Annotated in this window: 14 protein-coding genes; 8 read left to right on the top strand and 6 right to left on the bottom strand. The window is 72.5% G+C overall.

Annotated elements, in window-relative coordinates; genetic code table 11:
• Positions 1–1,259 precede the first annotated feature (1,259 nt).
• Together ACFWUZ_RS33560 and ACFWUZ_RS33555 are read left to right on the top strand one after the other, a co-directional pair.
• Positions 1,260–2,393, top strand: coding sequence for a hypothetical protein (locus ACFWUZ_RS33560; RefSeq protein WP_384381463.1), 1,134 nt, complete (start codon positions 1,260–1,262; stop codon positions 2,391–2,393).
• A gap of 153 nt (positions 2,394–2,546) precedes the next feature.
• Positions 2,547–3,647, top strand: coding sequence for a phosphotransferase family protein (locus ACFWUZ_RS33555; RefSeq protein WP_384381461.1), 1,101 nt, complete (start codon positions 2,547–2,549; stop codon positions 3,645–3,647).
• A 9-nt stretch (positions 3,648–3,656) separates the two neighbouring features.
• On the opposite strand, the gene ACFWUZ_RS33550 is transcribed toward ACFWUZ_RS33555, so the two are convergent.
• On the bottom strand, positions 3,657–4,115 hold the full coding sequence (locus tag ACFWUZ_RS33550) for a hypothetical protein (RefSeq protein WP_384381459.1): 459 nt from the start codon (positions 4,113–4,115) through the stop codon (positions 3,657–3,659).
• A 217-nt stretch (positions 4,116–4,332) separates the two neighbouring features.
• Between ACFWUZ_RS33550 and ACFWUZ_RS33545 the strand changes: the two genes are divergently transcribed.
• From ACFWUZ_RS33545 to fxsA, 4 genes are all read left to right on the top strand, one after another.
• A complete protein-coding gene (locus ACFWUZ_RS33545; protein ID WP_384381469.1) occupies positions 4,333–4,773 on the top strand; it encodes an Lrp/AsnC family transcriptional regulator in 441 nt (146 codons plus the stop codon).
• 67 nt (positions 4,774–4,840) lie between these two features.
• Positions 4,841–6,460, top strand: a complete 1,620-nt coding sequence (locus ACFWUZ_RS33540) for an amidohydrolase (RefSeq protein ID WP_384381457.1) — start codon at positions 4,841–4,843, stop codon at positions 6,458–6,460.
• 308 nt (positions 6,461–6,768) lie between these two features.
• The gene (locus ACFWUZ_RS33535) at positions 6,769–7,536 is read left to right on the top strand and encodes a polyprenol monophosphomannose synthase (RefSeq protein ID WP_384381455.1); all 768 of its coding nucleotides are present in this window, start codon (positions 6,769–6,771) and stop codon (positions 7,534–7,536) included.
• Between the two features lie 160 nt (positions 7,537–7,696).
• Positions 7,697–8,275: an FxsA family membrane protein gene (fxsA, locus tag ACFWUZ_RS33530; protein WP_384381453.1), complete on the top strand. Its 579-nt coding sequence runs from the start codon at positions 7,697–7,699 to the stop codon at positions 8,273–8,275.
• Positions 8,276–8,389: 114 nt separating this feature from the next.
• Here the strand turns inward: fxsA and ACFWUZ_RS33525 are convergent, their stop codons facing one another.
• The 3 genes from ACFWUZ_RS33525 to ACFWUZ_RS33515 form a co-directional block, all read right to left on the bottom strand.
• The gene (locus ACFWUZ_RS33525; protein WP_007262928.1) at positions 8,390–8,764 is read right to left on the bottom strand and encodes an RNA polymerase-binding protein RbpA; all 375 of its coding nucleotides are present in this window, start codon (positions 8,762–8,764) and stop codon (positions 8,390–8,392) included.
• 312 nt (positions 8,765–9,076) lie between these two features.
• Positions 9,077–10,459 carry an MFS transporter gene (locus tag ACFWUZ_RS33520; RefSeq protein ID WP_384381451.1) on the bottom strand — a complete coding sequence of 461 codons (1,383 nt, stop codon included), beginning with the start codon at positions 10,457–10,459 and terminating at the stop codon, positions 9,077–9,079.
• Between the two features lie 67 nt (positions 10,460–10,526).
• Positions 10,527–11,297: a glycerophosphodiester phosphodiesterase family protein gene (locus tag ACFWUZ_RS33515; RefSeq protein ID WP_384381449.1), complete on the bottom strand. Its 771-nt coding sequence runs from the start codon at positions 11,295–11,297 to the stop codon at positions 10,527–10,529.
• A 195-nt stretch (positions 11,298–11,492) separates the two neighbouring features.
• On the opposite strand from ACFWUZ_RS33515, the gene ACFWUZ_RS33510 reads away from it, so the two are divergent.
• A complete protein-coding gene (locus ACFWUZ_RS33510) occupies positions 11,493–13,001 on the top strand; it encodes a PLP-dependent aminotransferase family protein (RefSeq protein ID WP_384381447.1) in 1,509 nt (502 codons plus the stop codon).
• Positions 13,002–13,013: 12 nt separating this feature from the next.
• Here the strand turns inward: ACFWUZ_RS33510 and ACFWUZ_RS33505 are convergent, their stop codons facing one another.
• On the bottom strand, positions 13,014–14,672 hold the full coding sequence (locus ACFWUZ_RS33505) for a hypothetical protein (RefSeq protein WP_384381445.1): 1,659 nt from the start codon (positions 14,670–14,672) through the stop codon (positions 13,014–13,016).
• Between the two features lie 72 nt (positions 14,673–14,744).
• Positions 14,745–14,939, bottom strand: coding sequence for a hypothetical protein (locus ACFWUZ_RS33500; RefSeq protein ID WP_030706611.1), 195 nt, complete (start codon positions 14,937–14,939; stop codon positions 14,745–14,747).
• A 316-nt stretch (positions 14,940–15,255) separates the two neighbouring features.
• Between ACFWUZ_RS33500 and ACFWUZ_RS33495 the strand changes: the two genes are divergently transcribed.
• Positions 15,256–15,672, top strand: coding sequence for an ankyrin repeat domain-containing protein (locus ACFWUZ_RS33495; RefSeq protein ID WP_384381443.1), 417 nt, complete (start codon positions 15,256–15,258; stop codon positions 15,670–15,672).
• Positions 15,673–15,923: the final 251 nt, after the last annotated feature.

The following is a 15,923-nucleotide window of genomic DNA, read 5'->3' as shown; positions in this document are numbered from 1 at the left end:
AGCCAGACCTCGACCAGACCGTCAGCAGGATCGGGCAGCGCATCAACGCCGCACACACCCTTCTCGCCTCAGCGTCTGCGACCCGCCTGGAGCTGGACATAAGCCGCCGCCGGTCCGGTGGGCACCGCACGTTGCTTGGCGTCCGCGACCCGCCCGGGGTTGGACATAAGCCGCCAACGCTCCGGTAGGCACCGCACGTTGCTTGGCGTCCGCGACCCGCCCGGGGTTGGACATAAGCCGCCAACGCTCCGGTAGGCACCGCACGTCGCTTGGCGTCCGCGACCCGCCCGGGGTTGGACATAGGCCGCCAACGCTCCGGTGGGTACGGCACGTTGCTTGGCGTCTGCGGTCCGTCCGGGGTTGGACGTGGGCCGTGACCGGTAGGTCCGGGGAGCTTGCCTCTCACGCACCAGCGGGTTGCTTCACCGTGTGGACGCGGGATCGGGAGAGATGTGGCGTCTTGCCGGAGTGAGGGGCCGAAAGATCCGGCATCAGACTCCGTCAGCTCCCGTCCCGTGCCCTGACGGTCGCAGTGGGCCCCCGCCCACAGACATGCATAGGTGCATACGCGCGCACAACTGTGTCGCAGACGCCTGGCGACGCGCCTCACCACCGGAGCGTTGGCGGCCTATGTCCAGCCGCAGACGGACTGCTGACGCCGGGCGACGTGCGGTGCGTACCGGACCGGTGGCGGCTTATGTCCAACCCGCAGACGGCTCGCAGACGCCAAGCAATGAAGTGGAGGGTGGGAGTTGATGCGCTCCCCGATTCTGCTGATGATCTGGTCGAGGTCTGGCTCCGACAGGGCCACTGGGGGCCAGGCCCTGGAACGCTGACCGCCCCGCATCTCGTATCGGTCCCCGGTGAGCGTCTTTTTGGGGGGTTCCCGTCGGTCCTGTCTTTCCGTGGCGGGGCGGGCGGTCAAGGGGGGCCGAAGGCCATCGCGAAGCGACGCGACGAAGGAGCGCCCTTGAGGGCCCGTCCCGCCACGGAGAGACGATAGGACTGGCGGGAAACCCCCAAACCCTCCCTGATCCCGCCAAGGGGTAACAGCCCCCCGAAGCCCAACCCCGGCCAAGTGTGCCGGACTGTCAGGTTGTGCCAGAACTCTGGTCCCGGCCAGCCTTTCTGACGTACCGTCATATGCACTTGCTGCTGCCCGCCTGCCCGCCTGCCCGCCTGTTGCCTCGCTCCGGCCGGTCGACCCTGGCCGCCCCCTTGCCCCGGCCCACGCCCGTCCGTTCTTCAGGAGGTCCGCCATGCCCGCCGACCGGCCCGTCGCGCTCGACGAGTACCCCATCCACCAGGCCCCCTTGTCGATGAAGCACGTCGTCAGTGGCGACCGGAACGCCTACGACCGGTGCATCTTCCACGTCTTCGACCACGCCGGCCGTGCCGTACTCATCCTCGGCCTCGGGGTCTATCCCAACGCCGGGGTCATAGACGCCTACGCCACCCTCCGCATCGGCGAGGAACTCCTCGCCGTGCGGGCCTCCGACGCACTCGGCGACGACCGGATGAACCTTTCGGTGGGCCCGCTGTCCATCACCGTCGACGTCCCGCTCCGGCAGCTCACCCTGCGTTGCGCGGCCGACCCCGCCGACCCGCAGGGGCTGTCGTACGAGATCACGTGGACCGCCGAGTTCCCCGCCGTCTGGGAGCCTCACCACGTCCAGCGGCGCGGCGACCGCCTCATCCTGGAGGGCCGCCGCTTCGTCCAGGCCGGTCAGGTCGCCGGAACCATCAGGGCCAAGGGCGAGGAGTTCGCCCTCACGGCGGGGGAGTGGACCGGGACCCGGGACCGCAGTTGGGGCGTGCGGCCGATCCCGGGGGAGGACGGGGGCCGGGCTGCGGAGGAGTACCGCCCCGAGGGCTTCCACTGGCTCTGGATCCCGGTCCGCTTCGAGGACCGGTTCGTCATGGTCATCGCGCAGGAGGACGCGGACGGCCACCGGATCCTGAACGAGGCCGTGCAGGTCTTCCCCGAGGGCAGCGGGCGCCGCGACGTCCAGCTCGGCTGGCCGCACACCGAGATCCGTTACCGACCCGGCAGCCGGCACCCCCGGAGCGCCGTCGTCCACCTCACCGACCCCTCCCGCAAGCCCATGGAACTCGGTGTGGAGATCCTGAACTCCTCCCCGCTCGCCGTCGGCGCCGGATACCCGCCCGCAGCGGACTGGCAGCACGGGACCTGGCAGGGCCGTGGCTGGACCGACCGCCGCGTCTACGACCTGTCCGACTCCGCCGCCCACCCCATGGCCGCCTTCGGCGTCACCGACCACTCGGCCCGCTTCACCCTCGACGGGCAGGTCGGCCACGGCATCTTCGAGCACGGCAGCTTCGGACGGCACGACCCCAGCGGCTTCGCCGACTACTCCTCCGTCGCCCCGTAGGACCACGGACCGTCGCGAACCCCGTCATCCGCTAGAGCCCCTGCGAGCCCTGCAAGCCCAGCAACCCCCTGCGCCCCCAGCACCCCCGACAACCCCAGCACCCCAGGAATCCAGGAACCCCCAGCAACCCCCAGGGAAAGGGGCCCCCATCCCATGGCCACCGCACCCCGTCCGCGCACCTCCACCCGGGAACCCGAAGAACTGGGCCGGCGTCTCGCCGCCTGGCTGGACCGCGAACTCCCCGGGGCGAAGGTCGGCAACGTGTCCGTCCCGGGGTCCAACGGCATGTCCAGCGAGACCCTCCTCTTCGACCTGGAGCACCCCGACGCCCCGGTCCGCGCCTGTGCGCTGCGGCTCGCCGCCGATCCGGCCGCCTACACCGTCTTCCCCGTGTACGACATGCCGCGCCAGCACCGTGTGATGAGCCTGGTCGCCGCGCACACGGACCTGCCGGTCCCGCGCGTGCTGTGGCTGGAGGAGGACCCGGGCCCGCTCGGGGCGCCGTTCTTCGTGATGGCCCGCGCAGAGGGCCGCGTACCGCCCGACGTCATGCCCTACACGTACGAGGGCAACTGGCTGCACTCCGCGACCGACGCGGAACGCGCCGCACTGCAGGAAGCCAGCATCGCGTTGCTGGCCCGCCTCCACGACCAGTTCCCGGGCGGGGAAGCCGAGTTCCTGCTCCCCGCGGGCGAGGGCAGCCCGCTGCGCCGGCACGTGGACGTCCAACGCGCCTACTACTCCTGGGTGGTCGAGGGCAAGGCCCGGTCCCCGCTGCTGGAGCGGGCGTTCGCCCGGCTGGAGGAGCTGTGGCCGGCCGACGAGGGCCAGGCCGTCCTCAACTGGGGCGACGCCCGCATCGGGAACGTCGTCTACGACGGCTTCACGCCGGTCGCCGTCCTGGACTGGGAGATGGCCGCCTACGCCCCGCGCGAGGTCGACCTCGGCTGGACGGTCTACCTCCACCGGTTCTTCCAGGACCTCACCGTCGGATTCGGCCAGCCCGGCCTGCCGGACTTCCTGCGCCGCGAGGACCTGGAGCGCCGCTACGCCGAACTCACCGGGCACACCCCGCGGGACATGGAGTTCCACACCCTCTACGCGGCCCTGCGGCACGGCATCGTGATGCTGCGCATCGCCTACCGCCAGGCGCACTTCGGCGAGGCCGGCAGCCCGGCGGCCACCGGCGATCCCGACAGCCTGATCCTGCACCACGCCAGCCTGGCCGCCATGGTGCAGGGCACGTACTGGTAGCGGCGCGGGTCAGGCGGCCTGCACGTGCTGCTGCCGCGTCTGCGGCGGCAGCACGGGGCTCACCACGCGGACCGGACGCGAGCCCGGACCGCCGACGTGCGAGAAGGGCTGCGTCCGCCAGTCCAGCCCCTGGGGCAGGGTGGCCGACAGGACGACCGGGTCGAGCTCCGCGGCCGCGGTCTCCGGCGGGAGGATGCCCACGGTGGGCAGCGCGTCCGCCGCGGGCCGCCCGGTGCCGGCACACACCGTGAGCCCGAAGGGGTTCCACGGGGTCAGGCAGAGGGCGTGCTGCGGGAGGTACTCCTCGTCCGCGACGAGGGCGATCGACTGGCCGCAGTCGGGGCAGATCGCGTGGTGGATCTCGAAGCCTTCGGCGTCCTCGAGGGTATCGAGGTATTCGTCGTCCTCGGATTCGAGAGGTTCCAGGGGCTCCGGTTCGGTGCGACCGGTGCGCTTGGTGTTCAGCATGGATGTACTCCCCCTTGGGTGGGCCGGGCGGGCAGGTTCTTCGGCCTCGGCCACAGCAAGCACTTCCCGTCGCGCGGCACGAGTAACCACAACAGCCCGTCGTACGCCGGTATACCCTTGTGGTTTTGGTCACATGCCTGCCGCAGATGCCACCAGTGGGTGGACAGCACTGGGCCTGGACCACCCTTGGGCCTTAGGTTGAGCGGCTATGAGCGCAATGGAGGACCTGGACCGCCAGATCGTGGATCTGCTCGTGCGGGACGGGCGGATGAGCTACACGGACCTGGGCAAGGCCACCGGACTGTCCACGTCGGCGGTGCACCAGCGGGTGCGCCGTCTGGAGCAGCGCGGGGTGATCCGGGGCTACGCGGCCGTCGTCGACCCCGAGGCCGTCGGCCTGCCGCTGACCGCCTTCATCTCCGTCAAACCGTTCGACCCGAGCGCTCCGGACGACATCGCCGACCGGCTGTCGGGCGTCCCCGAGATCGAGGCCTGCCACAGCGTCGCGGGAGACGAGAACTACATCCTCAAGGTGCGCGTGGCCACTCCGCTGGAGCTGGAGGACCTCCTGGGCCGGCTGCGCGCCCTCGCGCACGTGTCGACCCGTACGACGGTCGTCCTCTCCACCCCGTACGAGGCGCGCCCGCCCCGGGTCTAGGGGCCGGCCCGCCGTCAGGCCGCACCCGCGTCCGGCCGGGCCCCGGGGAGGGGCGAGACTGGTCGGCATGACCGAGCGCGCGATCCCCGCCCCCAGCGACCCCACCCGTACCGTCCTCCTGCGCGGGGGAGAGGTCCACAGCCCCGCCGACCCCTTCGCCACCGCGATGGTGGTCGAGCGCGGCCACGTCGCCTGGGTCGGTTCCGAGGGGGCGGCCGACGCCTTCGCACAGGGGGTGGACGAGGTCGTCGACCTCGGCGGGGCGCTCGTCACGCCCGCCTTCACCGACGCCCACGTCCACACCACTTCGGCCGGTCTCGCGCTGACAGGCCTGGACCTGACCGGCGCCCGCTCGTCGGCCGACGCGCTGGACCTGGTCCGCGCGTACGCCGCGAGCCGTCCGGCCGACCGGGTGCTCCTCGGGCACGGCTGGGACGCGGCCCGGTGGCCCGAGCGCCGTGCACCGCGCCGGGAGGAGCTCGACCGGGCCGCCGGCGGCCGTCCGCTCTACCTCAGCCGGATCGACGTGCACTCGGCCGTGGTGACCACCGCCCTGCTCGACCTCGTCCCCGGCGTGGACGCCGACGGGGACGAGCCGCTGGTGCGCGACGCCCACCACGCGGTCCGCGCGGCCGCCCTGGCGGCCGTGACCCCCGCCCAGCGCGCCGAGGCCCAGCGGGCCGCGCTGGACCGGGCGGCCTCCCTCGGGATCGGCTCCGTGCACGAGTGCGGCGGGCCCGGCATCTCCTCCGAAGAGGACTTCACCGCGCTGCTGGACCTGGCCGGGGAGCGCCCCGGGCCGCGCGTCTTCGGGTACTGGGCCGACCGGGACCTCGGCCGGGTCAAGGAGCTCGGTGCGATCGGGGCGGCCGGAGACCTCTTCGTCGACGGGGCCCTCGGCTCGCACACGGCCTGCCTGCACAGCCCGTACGCGGACGCCGCCCACACCGGTACCGGCTACCTCGACGCCCGCGCGGTCGGGGAGCACGTGGCGGCCTGTACGGAGGCGGGCCTCCAGGCCGGTTTCCACGCCATCGGCGACGCCGCGGTCACCGCCGTCGTGGAGGGTGTCCGGGCGGCCGCCGAGAAGGTGGGCCTGGCCCGGGTCCGTGCGGCCCGCCACCGCGTGGAGCACGCCGAGATGATGACGCCCGCCACGATCGCGGCCTTCGCGGAGCTGGGCCTGACCGCTTCCGTCCAGCCCGCCTTCGACGCCGCCTGGGGTGGCGAGGAGGGTATGTACGCGGACCGGCTGGGCGCCGAGCGGGCCCGTACCCTCAACCCGTACGCGGCCATGCTCAAGGCCGGGGTGCCGCTGGCCTTCGGCTCGGACGCGCCGGTGACCCCGATGGACCCCTGGGGCGCCGTCCGTGCCGCGGCGTTCCACCGCACGCCCGAGCACCGCGTCTCCGTACGGGCGGCGTTCACGGCCCACACCCGCGGGGGCTGGCGGGCCGTCGGCCGGGACGACGCGGGCGTCCTCGTCCCCGGCGCCCCCGCCGACTACGCGGTCTGGCAGACCTCCGAACTGGTCGTCCAGGCCCCGGACGACCGGGTCGCCCGCTGGTCCACCGACCCCCGTTCCGGCACCCCCGGACTGCCCGACCTGAGCCCCGGCGCGGAGCTGCCGGTGTGCCTGGCGACGGTGGTCGGCGGGCGGGAGGTATTCGTACGCCCACAGGGGTGATGCGGTCGACCTCGGTTCGGTACGGGCGGCCGGACCCGGATAGGTTCGGCCGGGTCCACCACAGGACGTCCGCGCCGGATGGATCCGTCTGCTCAAGCGCGCCCGCGCCTCGGGGGCGAGGGGAGGTTTCGCCGGGCGGCGGGTGGCGCCAGGTCGGGGCCCGGCGGTCCAGTAGACAACGGTCAGGGGCGGCCCGCAGCCAGCGAGCGCCTGACCGGCCCGAAGGACCGCGGGCCCCGATCGCTGTTCTAAAATCATCCACTGTGACAGGACGTGCAGGACGAACAGGAATACCTAAAGGGGACTCAGTGAGCGACGGCGGACAGCAGAGCTACGGACCGCTCGGTACAGCCTTGGTGATCATTCCGACCTACAACGAGGCGGAGAACATCGGGCTGATCGTCGGCCGTGTCCGCGCGGCGGTGCCCGAGGCCCACATCCTCGTCGCGGACGACAACAGCCCCGACGGCACGGGCAAGCTGGCGGACGAGCTGGCGGCCGGTGACGAGCACGTGCACGTCCTGCACCGCAAGGGCAAGGAAGGCCTCGGCGCCGCGTACCTGGCGGGCTTCGCCTGGGGCCTGGAGAACGACTACGGCGTCATCGTGGAGATGGACGCGGACGGTTCCCACCAGCCGGAGGAGCTGCCCCGCCTGCTCACCGCGCTGGCCGGCGCCGACCTGGTGCTGGGCTCCCGCTGGGTGCCGGGCGGCCGGGTCGTGAACTGGCCCAAGAGCCGTGAGATCCTTTCGCGCGGCGGTTCGACGTACTCCCGGCTCATGCTGGGTGTGCCGATCCGCGACGTGACCGGCGGCTACCGCGCGTTCCGCCGCGAGACCCTGGAGGGGCTGGGCCTGGACGAGGTGGCCTCCGCGGGCTACTGCTTCCAGGTGGACCTGGCCCGCCGGGCTGTCCGGAAGGGCTTCCGTGTGGTGGAGGTGCCCATCACGTTCGTGGAGCGCGAGTTCGGCGACAGCAAGATGAGCAAGGACATCGTGGTGGAGGCCCTGTGGCGGGTCACCCAGTGGGGCGTCAAGGCGCAGGTCGCCAAGCTGACGGGCAAGGGCAAGGCCTGACCGCTCCCCGGCCGGGGCCCGCTCCGGCCCGACCGGGCCGGGCACCCCTCGCCTGACCGGGCCGTTCGCCCCGTACCCGACCGGGCCGGGCACCCCCTAGGGGATGTCCGGTACCTCCGACTGAGGTCGTTTTTACGCGGGCCCAGGCACACTGGGTGTCATGACGACCGGCGTTCCCACTTCGACGGCCCCCCGGCGGCGTTCGCCCGCCCGTACGTTCCTTCCCCTCGCGGTCGCCGCCTGGCTGATCCTGGAGATCTGGCTGCTCAGCCTGGTCGCCGGGGTGGCCGGGGGGCTGGCCGTCGCCGCGCTGCTCGCGGGCGGGATGGTGCTCGGGGTGGTGGTCATCAAGCGGGCCGGGCGGCGTGCCTTCAAGAACCTGGCGGAGACCTTCCAGCAGGCTCAGCAGGGGCAGCAGCCCACCCCGCAGCAGCCCGGCCAGGGCAACGGCCTGACCATGCTGGCGGGCCTCCTGCTGATCATGCCGGGCCTGCTCTCCGACCTGGCGGGGCTGCTCTGCCTGCTTCCGCCCGTCCGGGCGTGGATCGGCCGCAGGGCCGCCCGTTCGCTGGAGCGGAAGATGGCCTCGGTGCCTGCGGGCAGCTTCGGCGACGCCTTCCAGCAGGCACGGATCCGCCACCCCGACGGCAAGGTCGTCCAGGGGGAGGTCATCCGGGAGGGCCGGCCGGACGGGCCGCAGGGGCCGGACACCGGCTACCGCCCGCCGCTCGCTCCCTAGACCGGCGCGACCGTCGCAGGCACAGGGATCAGCGGCGGGGAGAACAGCGGAAAGCCGAGGGGCCCCGCCACACAGTGTGTGGCGGGGCCCCTCGGCTTGTGCGTCGTCCGGCTGTCAGGCGGACTTGCGGCTGTCCCGCGGATGCACGGCAATGTTCATGGCGCCGGAACGAAGGACTGCGAGCCTTTCGGCCAGCACTTCCTCCAGCTCCTCGCGGGTGCGCCGCTCCATGAGCATGTCCCAGTGCGTTCGCGCAGGCTTGCCCTTCTTCTCTTCGGGCCCGTCCCCGTCCACCAGGAGTGCCATGGCGCCGCACGCCTTGCACTCCCACTCCGGCGGAATTTCTGCCTCAACCGAGAACGGCATCTCAAATCGATGTCCGTTCTGGCATGCGTACTCCACCGCCTGGCGCGGGGCCAGATCGATGCCGCGGTCCGTCTCGTAGCTGGTAACCACGAGGCGCGTACCGCGGAGAGCTCGCTCACTCATGAATCGTGCCTCCCGGGCTTGTCGCCCACAGGACAGGTGTCGCTGTCGTCGTCATCCGGTCAACGTCCGGTCGGCGGTATAGATTCCCGCTCCGGGTCGTGCGTCGCCCGTCGTGCCGCCCCTTGTTGTACCCACCAATGCCCGTTTTGTCACATCTGGCAGCAGATGTCACCCAACGTCCACGCTTCTTGCGCGCGCAGTAACGGTCCGCCTGGCAGGCCAAAGGCGTACACTACCGGCCCTTTGCTTCAACGTCTAAATTCGTTCGGAATTCGTTCGCAGGTCCGGGTCGGGAGCACGCGCGGACCGGACTCAGATCCGCTCGGGTACAGGATTGCCTGCAGCCTCCACCGCGCGCCGCACCGGCACTCGCGCGAGGAGCACGAAACCCAGTGCGAAGAAGACCACCAACGAGATGATGGCGTCCCGGTAGCTGCCCGTGACCTGGTAGGTCAGGCCGAAGACCAGCGGTCCCACCCAGCTCAGACCGCGGTCGCTCAGCTCGTACGCCGAGAAGTACTCGGCCTCCTTGCCCGCCGGGACCAGGTGCGAGAACAGCGAGCGCGACAGCGCCTGGCTGCCGCCCAGCACCAGCCCGATCATCGCGGCGAGTGCGAAGAACCACATCGGGGTCCGGGCCGGCAGGAAGTACCCGAGCGCCAGCGTCAGCGCCCACGCGGCGAGCGACCCGAGGATCGTGCGCTTGGCGCCGTGGATCCGGGCCAGGCGGCCCATCCCCAGGGCGCCCGCCACCGCCAGGACCTGCACCAGCAGTACCGCCCCGATCAGGGTGGACTGATCCAGCTCCAGCTCCTCCGAGCCGTAGATGGAGGCCTGCGAGATCACCGTCTGCACGCCGTCGTTGTAGATCAGGTACGCCAGCAGGAAGGACAGGGTCAGCGGATAGCGCCGCATGTCCTTGAGGGTCGCGACGAGCTGCTTCCAGCCGTTGACGGCCGGCGCCGCCCCCGGCTCGCGGACCACCGCCCGGTCCCGCAGCCTGCGCAGCGGGATCAGCGCGAAGGCCCCCCACCACAGGCCCGCCGAGGCCAGGCAGATCCGCACCGCCTCGCCCTCGGTGAGGCCGAAGGACGCGTGGCCCTGGTACAGGACCAGGTTCATCACCAGCATCAGGGAGCCCGCGGTGTAGCCGAAGGCCCAGCCCCGCGACGAGACCGTGTCCCGCTCGTCGGGCGTGGAGATCTGCGGCAGGTAGGCGTTGTAGAGCACCATCGAGACCGACAGCGCCGCGTTCGCCACGACCAGCAGGAGTCCGCCCAGCAGGTAGCGCTCGCCGCCCAGGAAGAACATCCCGGCCGTGGCCGCCGCCCCCGTGTACGCGGCCACCGCCAGCAGCGGCTTCTTGCGGCCGGTCCGGTCCGCGACCGCACCCGCCAGCGGCATCAGCAGCACGGCCAGGATCACCGAGGCCGACACCGAGTACGCGTAGAAGGAGCCCGCCCGCACCGGGATGCCCAGCGGGTGCACGAAGCCCTCGGCGTCCGCCGCCGCCTTGGCCACCGAGGTCAGGTACGGGCCGAGGAAGACCGTCAGCACGCTGGCCGAGTACACCGATACGGCGAAGTCGTAGAAGTACCATCCCCGCTGCTCGCGCTTGCGCGCGGCCGCCGAGGCCGCGGCCGATCCGCCGTCCTCGGACCCGGGCTCCGCCTCGTCCGTCGTCTGCGCACTCATCCGGTGCCCCCTCGCTGGTCCCCGTACCGCACCGGCACCGACCCCGGGGCGGCCGGCCGCGGGCGTGTCAGGCCCAGGCGCCGCGCCGGTCCAGCACCGTGCGCAAGATGTCGATCCGGTCGGTCATGATGCCATCGACACCCAGGTCGAGCAGTGCCTCCATGCGTTGCGGTTCGTTCACGGTCCACACGTGGACCTGGAGCCCCCGTTCGTGCGCGGTGCGCACGAACCTCCGGTCGACCACGCGGATGCCCGCCTGGGTCTCCGGAACCTGTGCCGCCACCGCCCCGACGCGCAGCGCCGCGGGAATCGCGTACGAACGCAGCCGCAGGCCGACCACCCCGCGCACGCCGTACGAGGTCGCCAGCCGGGGGCCGGCGATCCGCTGGGCCCGGGCCACCCGGCCCTCCGAGAACGAACCCACGCAGACCCGGTCCCAGATCCCGCGCCGGGCGATCAGGTCGACCAACGGGTGCAGGGCCAACTCGGCCTTGACGTCGATGTTCCAGCGGGCTTCGGGGAACTCCTCCAGCAGCTCCTCGAAGAGCGGCAGCGGTTCGGTGCCCGCCACCCGGGCCTCGCGGACCCGGCTCCACGGCAGCTCGGCGATGCGGCCCCGCCCGTCGGTGACCCGGTCGAGGGTCGCGTCGTGGAAGGCCACCAGCTTGCCGTCCGCCGTGGCGTGCACATCGGTCTCGAAGTACCGGTAGCCCGCTTCGGCGGCCCGGTGGAAGGCGGCGGCGGTGTTCTCCAGCCCGTCCGCGGCACCGCCCCGGTGCGCGAAGGGGATCGGAGCCGGGTGGTCCAGATACGGGTGGCGAAGGCGTGCGTGCGTCACGGCCGCAGTATCCCCCGTGCCGTGCGCGGGGGCAGCCCGTGGGGGAGGAGGCGGGCCGTGGGGCGGCGGGCCGGTCCGGACGTTGCCCTGGTGGAAGTGGACCGGAGCGTGACAGTCTGGGGCGCGAGACATCAATCCAATCCAGGCTCCCGACCCGCACGCGGGGGCCAATTTCCCGAAGGTGGCCCGCACGTCATGGCCGAATGGACGTCGGCGGTCGGTGCCGCGCAGCTCGCCCGCCTCATCAGCTCCCAGCAGGAGCGGCCCGCCCCCGCCGTGCCGGGCGCCCGCAAGCCGCCCGCGTACCGCACCCTGGCCGACGCGATCCGCCGGCTGGTCCTGGAAGGCCGCGTCGCGGTCGCCGCCCGGCTCCCCGCCGAGCGGGAACTGGCCGTCGCCCTCGCCCTCAGCCGCACCACCGTCGCCGCCGCGTACGAGGCGCTGCGCGGCGAGGGCTTCCTGGAATCCCGCCGGGGCGCCGGCAGCTGGACCTCCGTACCGGCCGGGAACCCGCTGCCCGCCCGCGGCCTGGAACCCCTGCCGCCCGAGTCCCTCGGCTCGATGATCGACCTCGGCTGCGCCGCGCTCCCCGCCCCCGAGCCCTGGCTGACCAAGGCGGTCCAGGGCGCCCTGGAGGAGCTGCCCCCGTACGCGCACACCCACGGGGACTACCCGGCGGGGCTGCCCGCGCTGCGGCGGATGCTGGCCGACCGCTACACCGAACAGGGCATCCCCACGATGCCCGAGCAGATCATGGTCACCACGGGTGCCATGGGCGCCATCGACGCCATCTGCACGCTCTTCGCCGGGCGCGGGGAGCGGATCGCCGTCGAGTCGCCCTCCTACGCCAACATCCTCCAGCTCATGCGCGCCGCAGGAGTGCGCCTGGTGCCCGTCGCCATGGCCGACGGGCTGACCGGGTGGGACATGGACGTCTGGCGGCAGGTGCTGCGCGATTCCGCCCCCCGCCTCGCCTACGTGGTCGCCGACTTCCACAACCCGACCGGCGCGCTGGCCTCCGAGGAGCAGCGCCGGGCCATGGTGGAGGCGGCCCGGTCCGCCGGGACCGTGCTCGTGGTGGACGAGACGATGGCCGAGCTCCAGCTGGACCCGGAGCACGCCATGCCGCGGCCCGTATGTTCCTTCGACCCGGCGGGCAGCACGGTGGTCACCGTGGGCTCGGCCAGCAAGGCCTTCTGGGCCGGCATGCGGATCGGCTGGGTCCGCGCGGCCCCCGACGTGATCCGGAGCCTGGTGGCCGCGCGGGCCTACGCCGACCTGGGTACGCCGGTGCTGGAGCAGCTGGCGGTGAACTGGCTGATGCGGACCGGGGGCTGGCAGGAGGCCGTGCGGATCCGCCGGGAGCAGGCCCGGGAGAACCGGGACGCGCTGGTCGCGGCGGTGCGCCGGCAGCTGCCGGACTGGGAGTTCGAGGTTCCGCGCGGCGGGCTGACCCTGTGGGCCCGGGCGGGCGGCCTCTCCGGCTCCCGGCTGGCCGAGGTCGGCGAGCGGGTCGGGGTACGGGTGCCGTCGGGGCCGCGGTTCGGCGTGGACGGGGCCTTCGAGGGCTACGTCCGGCTGCCGTTCACCGTCGGCGGGCCGGTGGCCGAGGAGGCCGCCGCCCGGCTGGCGGCGGCGGCCCGGCTGGTCGGGACGGGGGCGGGGGGCAGCGGGGCGGAACCGCCGCGCACCTTCGTGGCCTGAGGTACGTCGTCCTCAGGGGGTCTCGGCCGGGACCTCCGGGGTCTGCGGGACCTCCGAGGGGGCGGCGGGGCCCTGTGCCTGCGCCGGGGGGTGGGCCTGGAGGGGCTTGGCCGCCGGGGTGCGGTCCGGGGCGCCTGCCGCGTTCCGGGGGCCGTCCTGGCCCGGTCGCCGCTCAGGGAGGAGTTCCAGTACGGCCTGGCGGAAGCCGGGGTGCGTGGCGTCGTCGTAGGGGTCCGGCGTGGCGGGCACCTGGAGCCGGTGCACCGGGCCGGTGCCGAGCCGGGCGTACCCGCGGCCGGGCGGGACCTGGCTGGTCGGGGTGGTGTGCGGCGGCAGGCCGAGGACGTCGGTGATCTGCTGGATCGCGGCCGGCCCGAGCACGACCCGGGCCCGGGTGTGCTGCCACACGGCGTCGTGGAGCAGTTCCAGGTGGTCGAACTGCTCGGCCACGACCACCGTGATGTGCGCGGCCCGTCCGTGCCGCAGCGGCACCTGGAGCTGGGCGAGCGGGTCGGGCCGGCCGTCGGCGGCCGCGAGGTGCGCGAGCACGCTCGGGCGGTCCAGCAGGATCCACAGCGGGCGGCGGGTGTCGTCGGGGGCGGGGTGGCCGCTCTCGCGGGCCCGGTGGGTGGCGACGAGCCGCCGCTCGGTCTCCTGGGCGGCCCATTCGAGGGTGTTCAGCGCCCCGGTCGGCCCGCACTCGACGGCGAGGACCCCGGTGCGGCCGGTGAGGCAGGCGTACTCTCCGCTGCCGCCGCCCTCGACGACCAGTACGTCGCCGCCGTGCCGCAGGGCCTGGAGGGCGATCGAGCGCAGCAGGGTGGAGGTGCCGGAGCCGGGCAGGCCGACGGCGAGCAGGTGCGGTTCGGTGGAGCGGGGGCCGGTGCGCCAGAGGACCGGCGGGACGTCGCGGGGCTCGCCCCCGTCCAGGACGGGCAGGGTCCGCCGGACGTTGCCCGCGTCGGTGAAGCCGAGCACGGTCTCACCGGGAGAGGTCACGAACGGCTGGGCGGCGATGCCCGTCGGCAGCGCCGCCAGCACGCTCAGGTCGAGCTGGTTGCCCTCCTCGTCCCATTCGAAGAGATACTCCCGTCCGCGCCCGGACTTGGCGTGCAGCAATGTTTCGATCCGGGCCCGTGAGGCGGCCTCGCCATCGGTGAAGTAGGCCGGGTAGTGGATGCGCAGCCGGGTGACGCGGCCCGCCTCGTCGAACTCGTAGCCGCTGAAGGCCTTGTCCCATTCCCCGCCGTGGGCGAAGAGCGGATTCGGATCCTCCGGGACGGAGAAGTACGGCACGAGGGCTTCGTAGAGGGAGCCGAGCCGTTCGGTCTCGGCATCGCTTGGCCCGGTCTTCACCGGGGTGCGGTCGCGTCCCTGCCAGGCCGCCGCCGCCATGAGGGTGATCAGGGCGAGGAGCGGGCCGTAGGGGACGAGCGCGACCACGAGGACGCAGGCGGCGCCCAGGAACAGCGCGGGACCACGCTTGTCCTTGGGGGTCTCGGCCCATGTGCGCCGCCCGGCCGAGGCCAGGATGCGCAGGCCGCGTCCGATGGTGAGGAGCGGATGGAGGACGTCCGTGGCGCTGTCGGCGGCCGTGCGAGCGAGGTCGCGGCCCCGTGCCAGCGACGTGGTGCCGCTGCTGAGGATGCGGGGAAGTGGGCGCCGGGCCACGGGCGTCTCCTGGAGTTGTGGGGTGTGACGGGTGCTTCGGGTGGGGCTGGGTGTTCGCGTGCGGGGGCCCGTCTAGAGCTTGATCCCGCCGAGCAGGCTGGCGAGGCTCGCTGTGCTCGCCGTGATGCTGGGGGCGATGGCGGAGCCGGCCAGGAAGAAGCCGAAGAGCGAGCAGACGAACGCATGGGACAGCTTCATTCCGTCCTTCTTGAAGAACAGGAAGCAGATGATGCCGAGCAGGACGACACCTGAGATGGACAGGACCATGAGAATTTCTCCTGGTGGGTGGGGACAGTCACCATCAGTTGTTCCAGGCTCACAGGAAGTATCAATGCGACAAAAGGTGCATACGGGTGAATGGCGCCGTTTTTCACTTGACCGGCTCACCCCGGCTGGCGCGTCGGGCGTGGAGGGGGCAAGGGTGATCTTTGCCTCGGGCCGGACCCGGCATGTCCAGGTCCGGGCGCTACTCTGGCGATTCACCCGCACGGACGCAGTGCCGTGCACCCCCCTGCCCGCCTCCGGCCCGGGGACGGGTGTCGGGGCGGGCCATGCGAGCAGCGAGTGAAAGACGGTACGAACCATGAGCGAGCACACCGAAGGCACCTCGGCGGACGGTCCCGACGAGGACGTCATCGAGCTGGCCACCAAGATCTTCGACCTGGCCCGGCAGGGTGAGGCCCAGACGCTCGCCGCCTACCTGGACGCCGGAGTCCCGGCCAACCTCACCAACGACCGGGGTGACACCCTCGTGATGCTGGCGGCCTACCACGGCCACGCCGAGGCCGTCACCGTCCTGCTCGCCCGGGGCGCCGAGGCCGACCGCGCCAACGACCGGGGCCAGACCCCGCTCGCCGGAGCCGTCTTCAAGGGCGAGGAGGCCGTCATCCGCGCGCTGCTCGCCGGCGGGGCCGATCCGGACGCCGGAACGCCCTCCGCCGTGGACACGGCGCGCATGTTCGCAAAGGCCGACCTGCTGGAACTCTTCGGAGCCAAGTAGTCCGCTTTTTGCCGGGCCGTGACCGGTGCAGACCTCACGGTCTGGTCACGGCAGCCGTAAATGTGGTCGCGGTGCACAAACCGCCTGGGCCATCATGGCGTCGGATTCGATTCGCGAACACGGGGGGCGGGCCGGAGCGGGCAGGACACGAAGGGTGTCCCTGCCCGGCCCGGCCACCATGGTCACGAAGTACCGACGAGAGTGAGAAGGCAATGGTCTACATCGAGCGGAACATGACGGCGAACGTCCTC

The organism is Streptomyces sp. NPDC058646 (assembly GCF_042716875.1).
Classification (GTDB): Bacteria; Actinomycetota; Actinomycetes; order Streptomycetales; family Streptomycetaceae; genus Streptomyces.
This window is presented reverse-complemented; position numbering and strand designations above follow the sequence as displayed.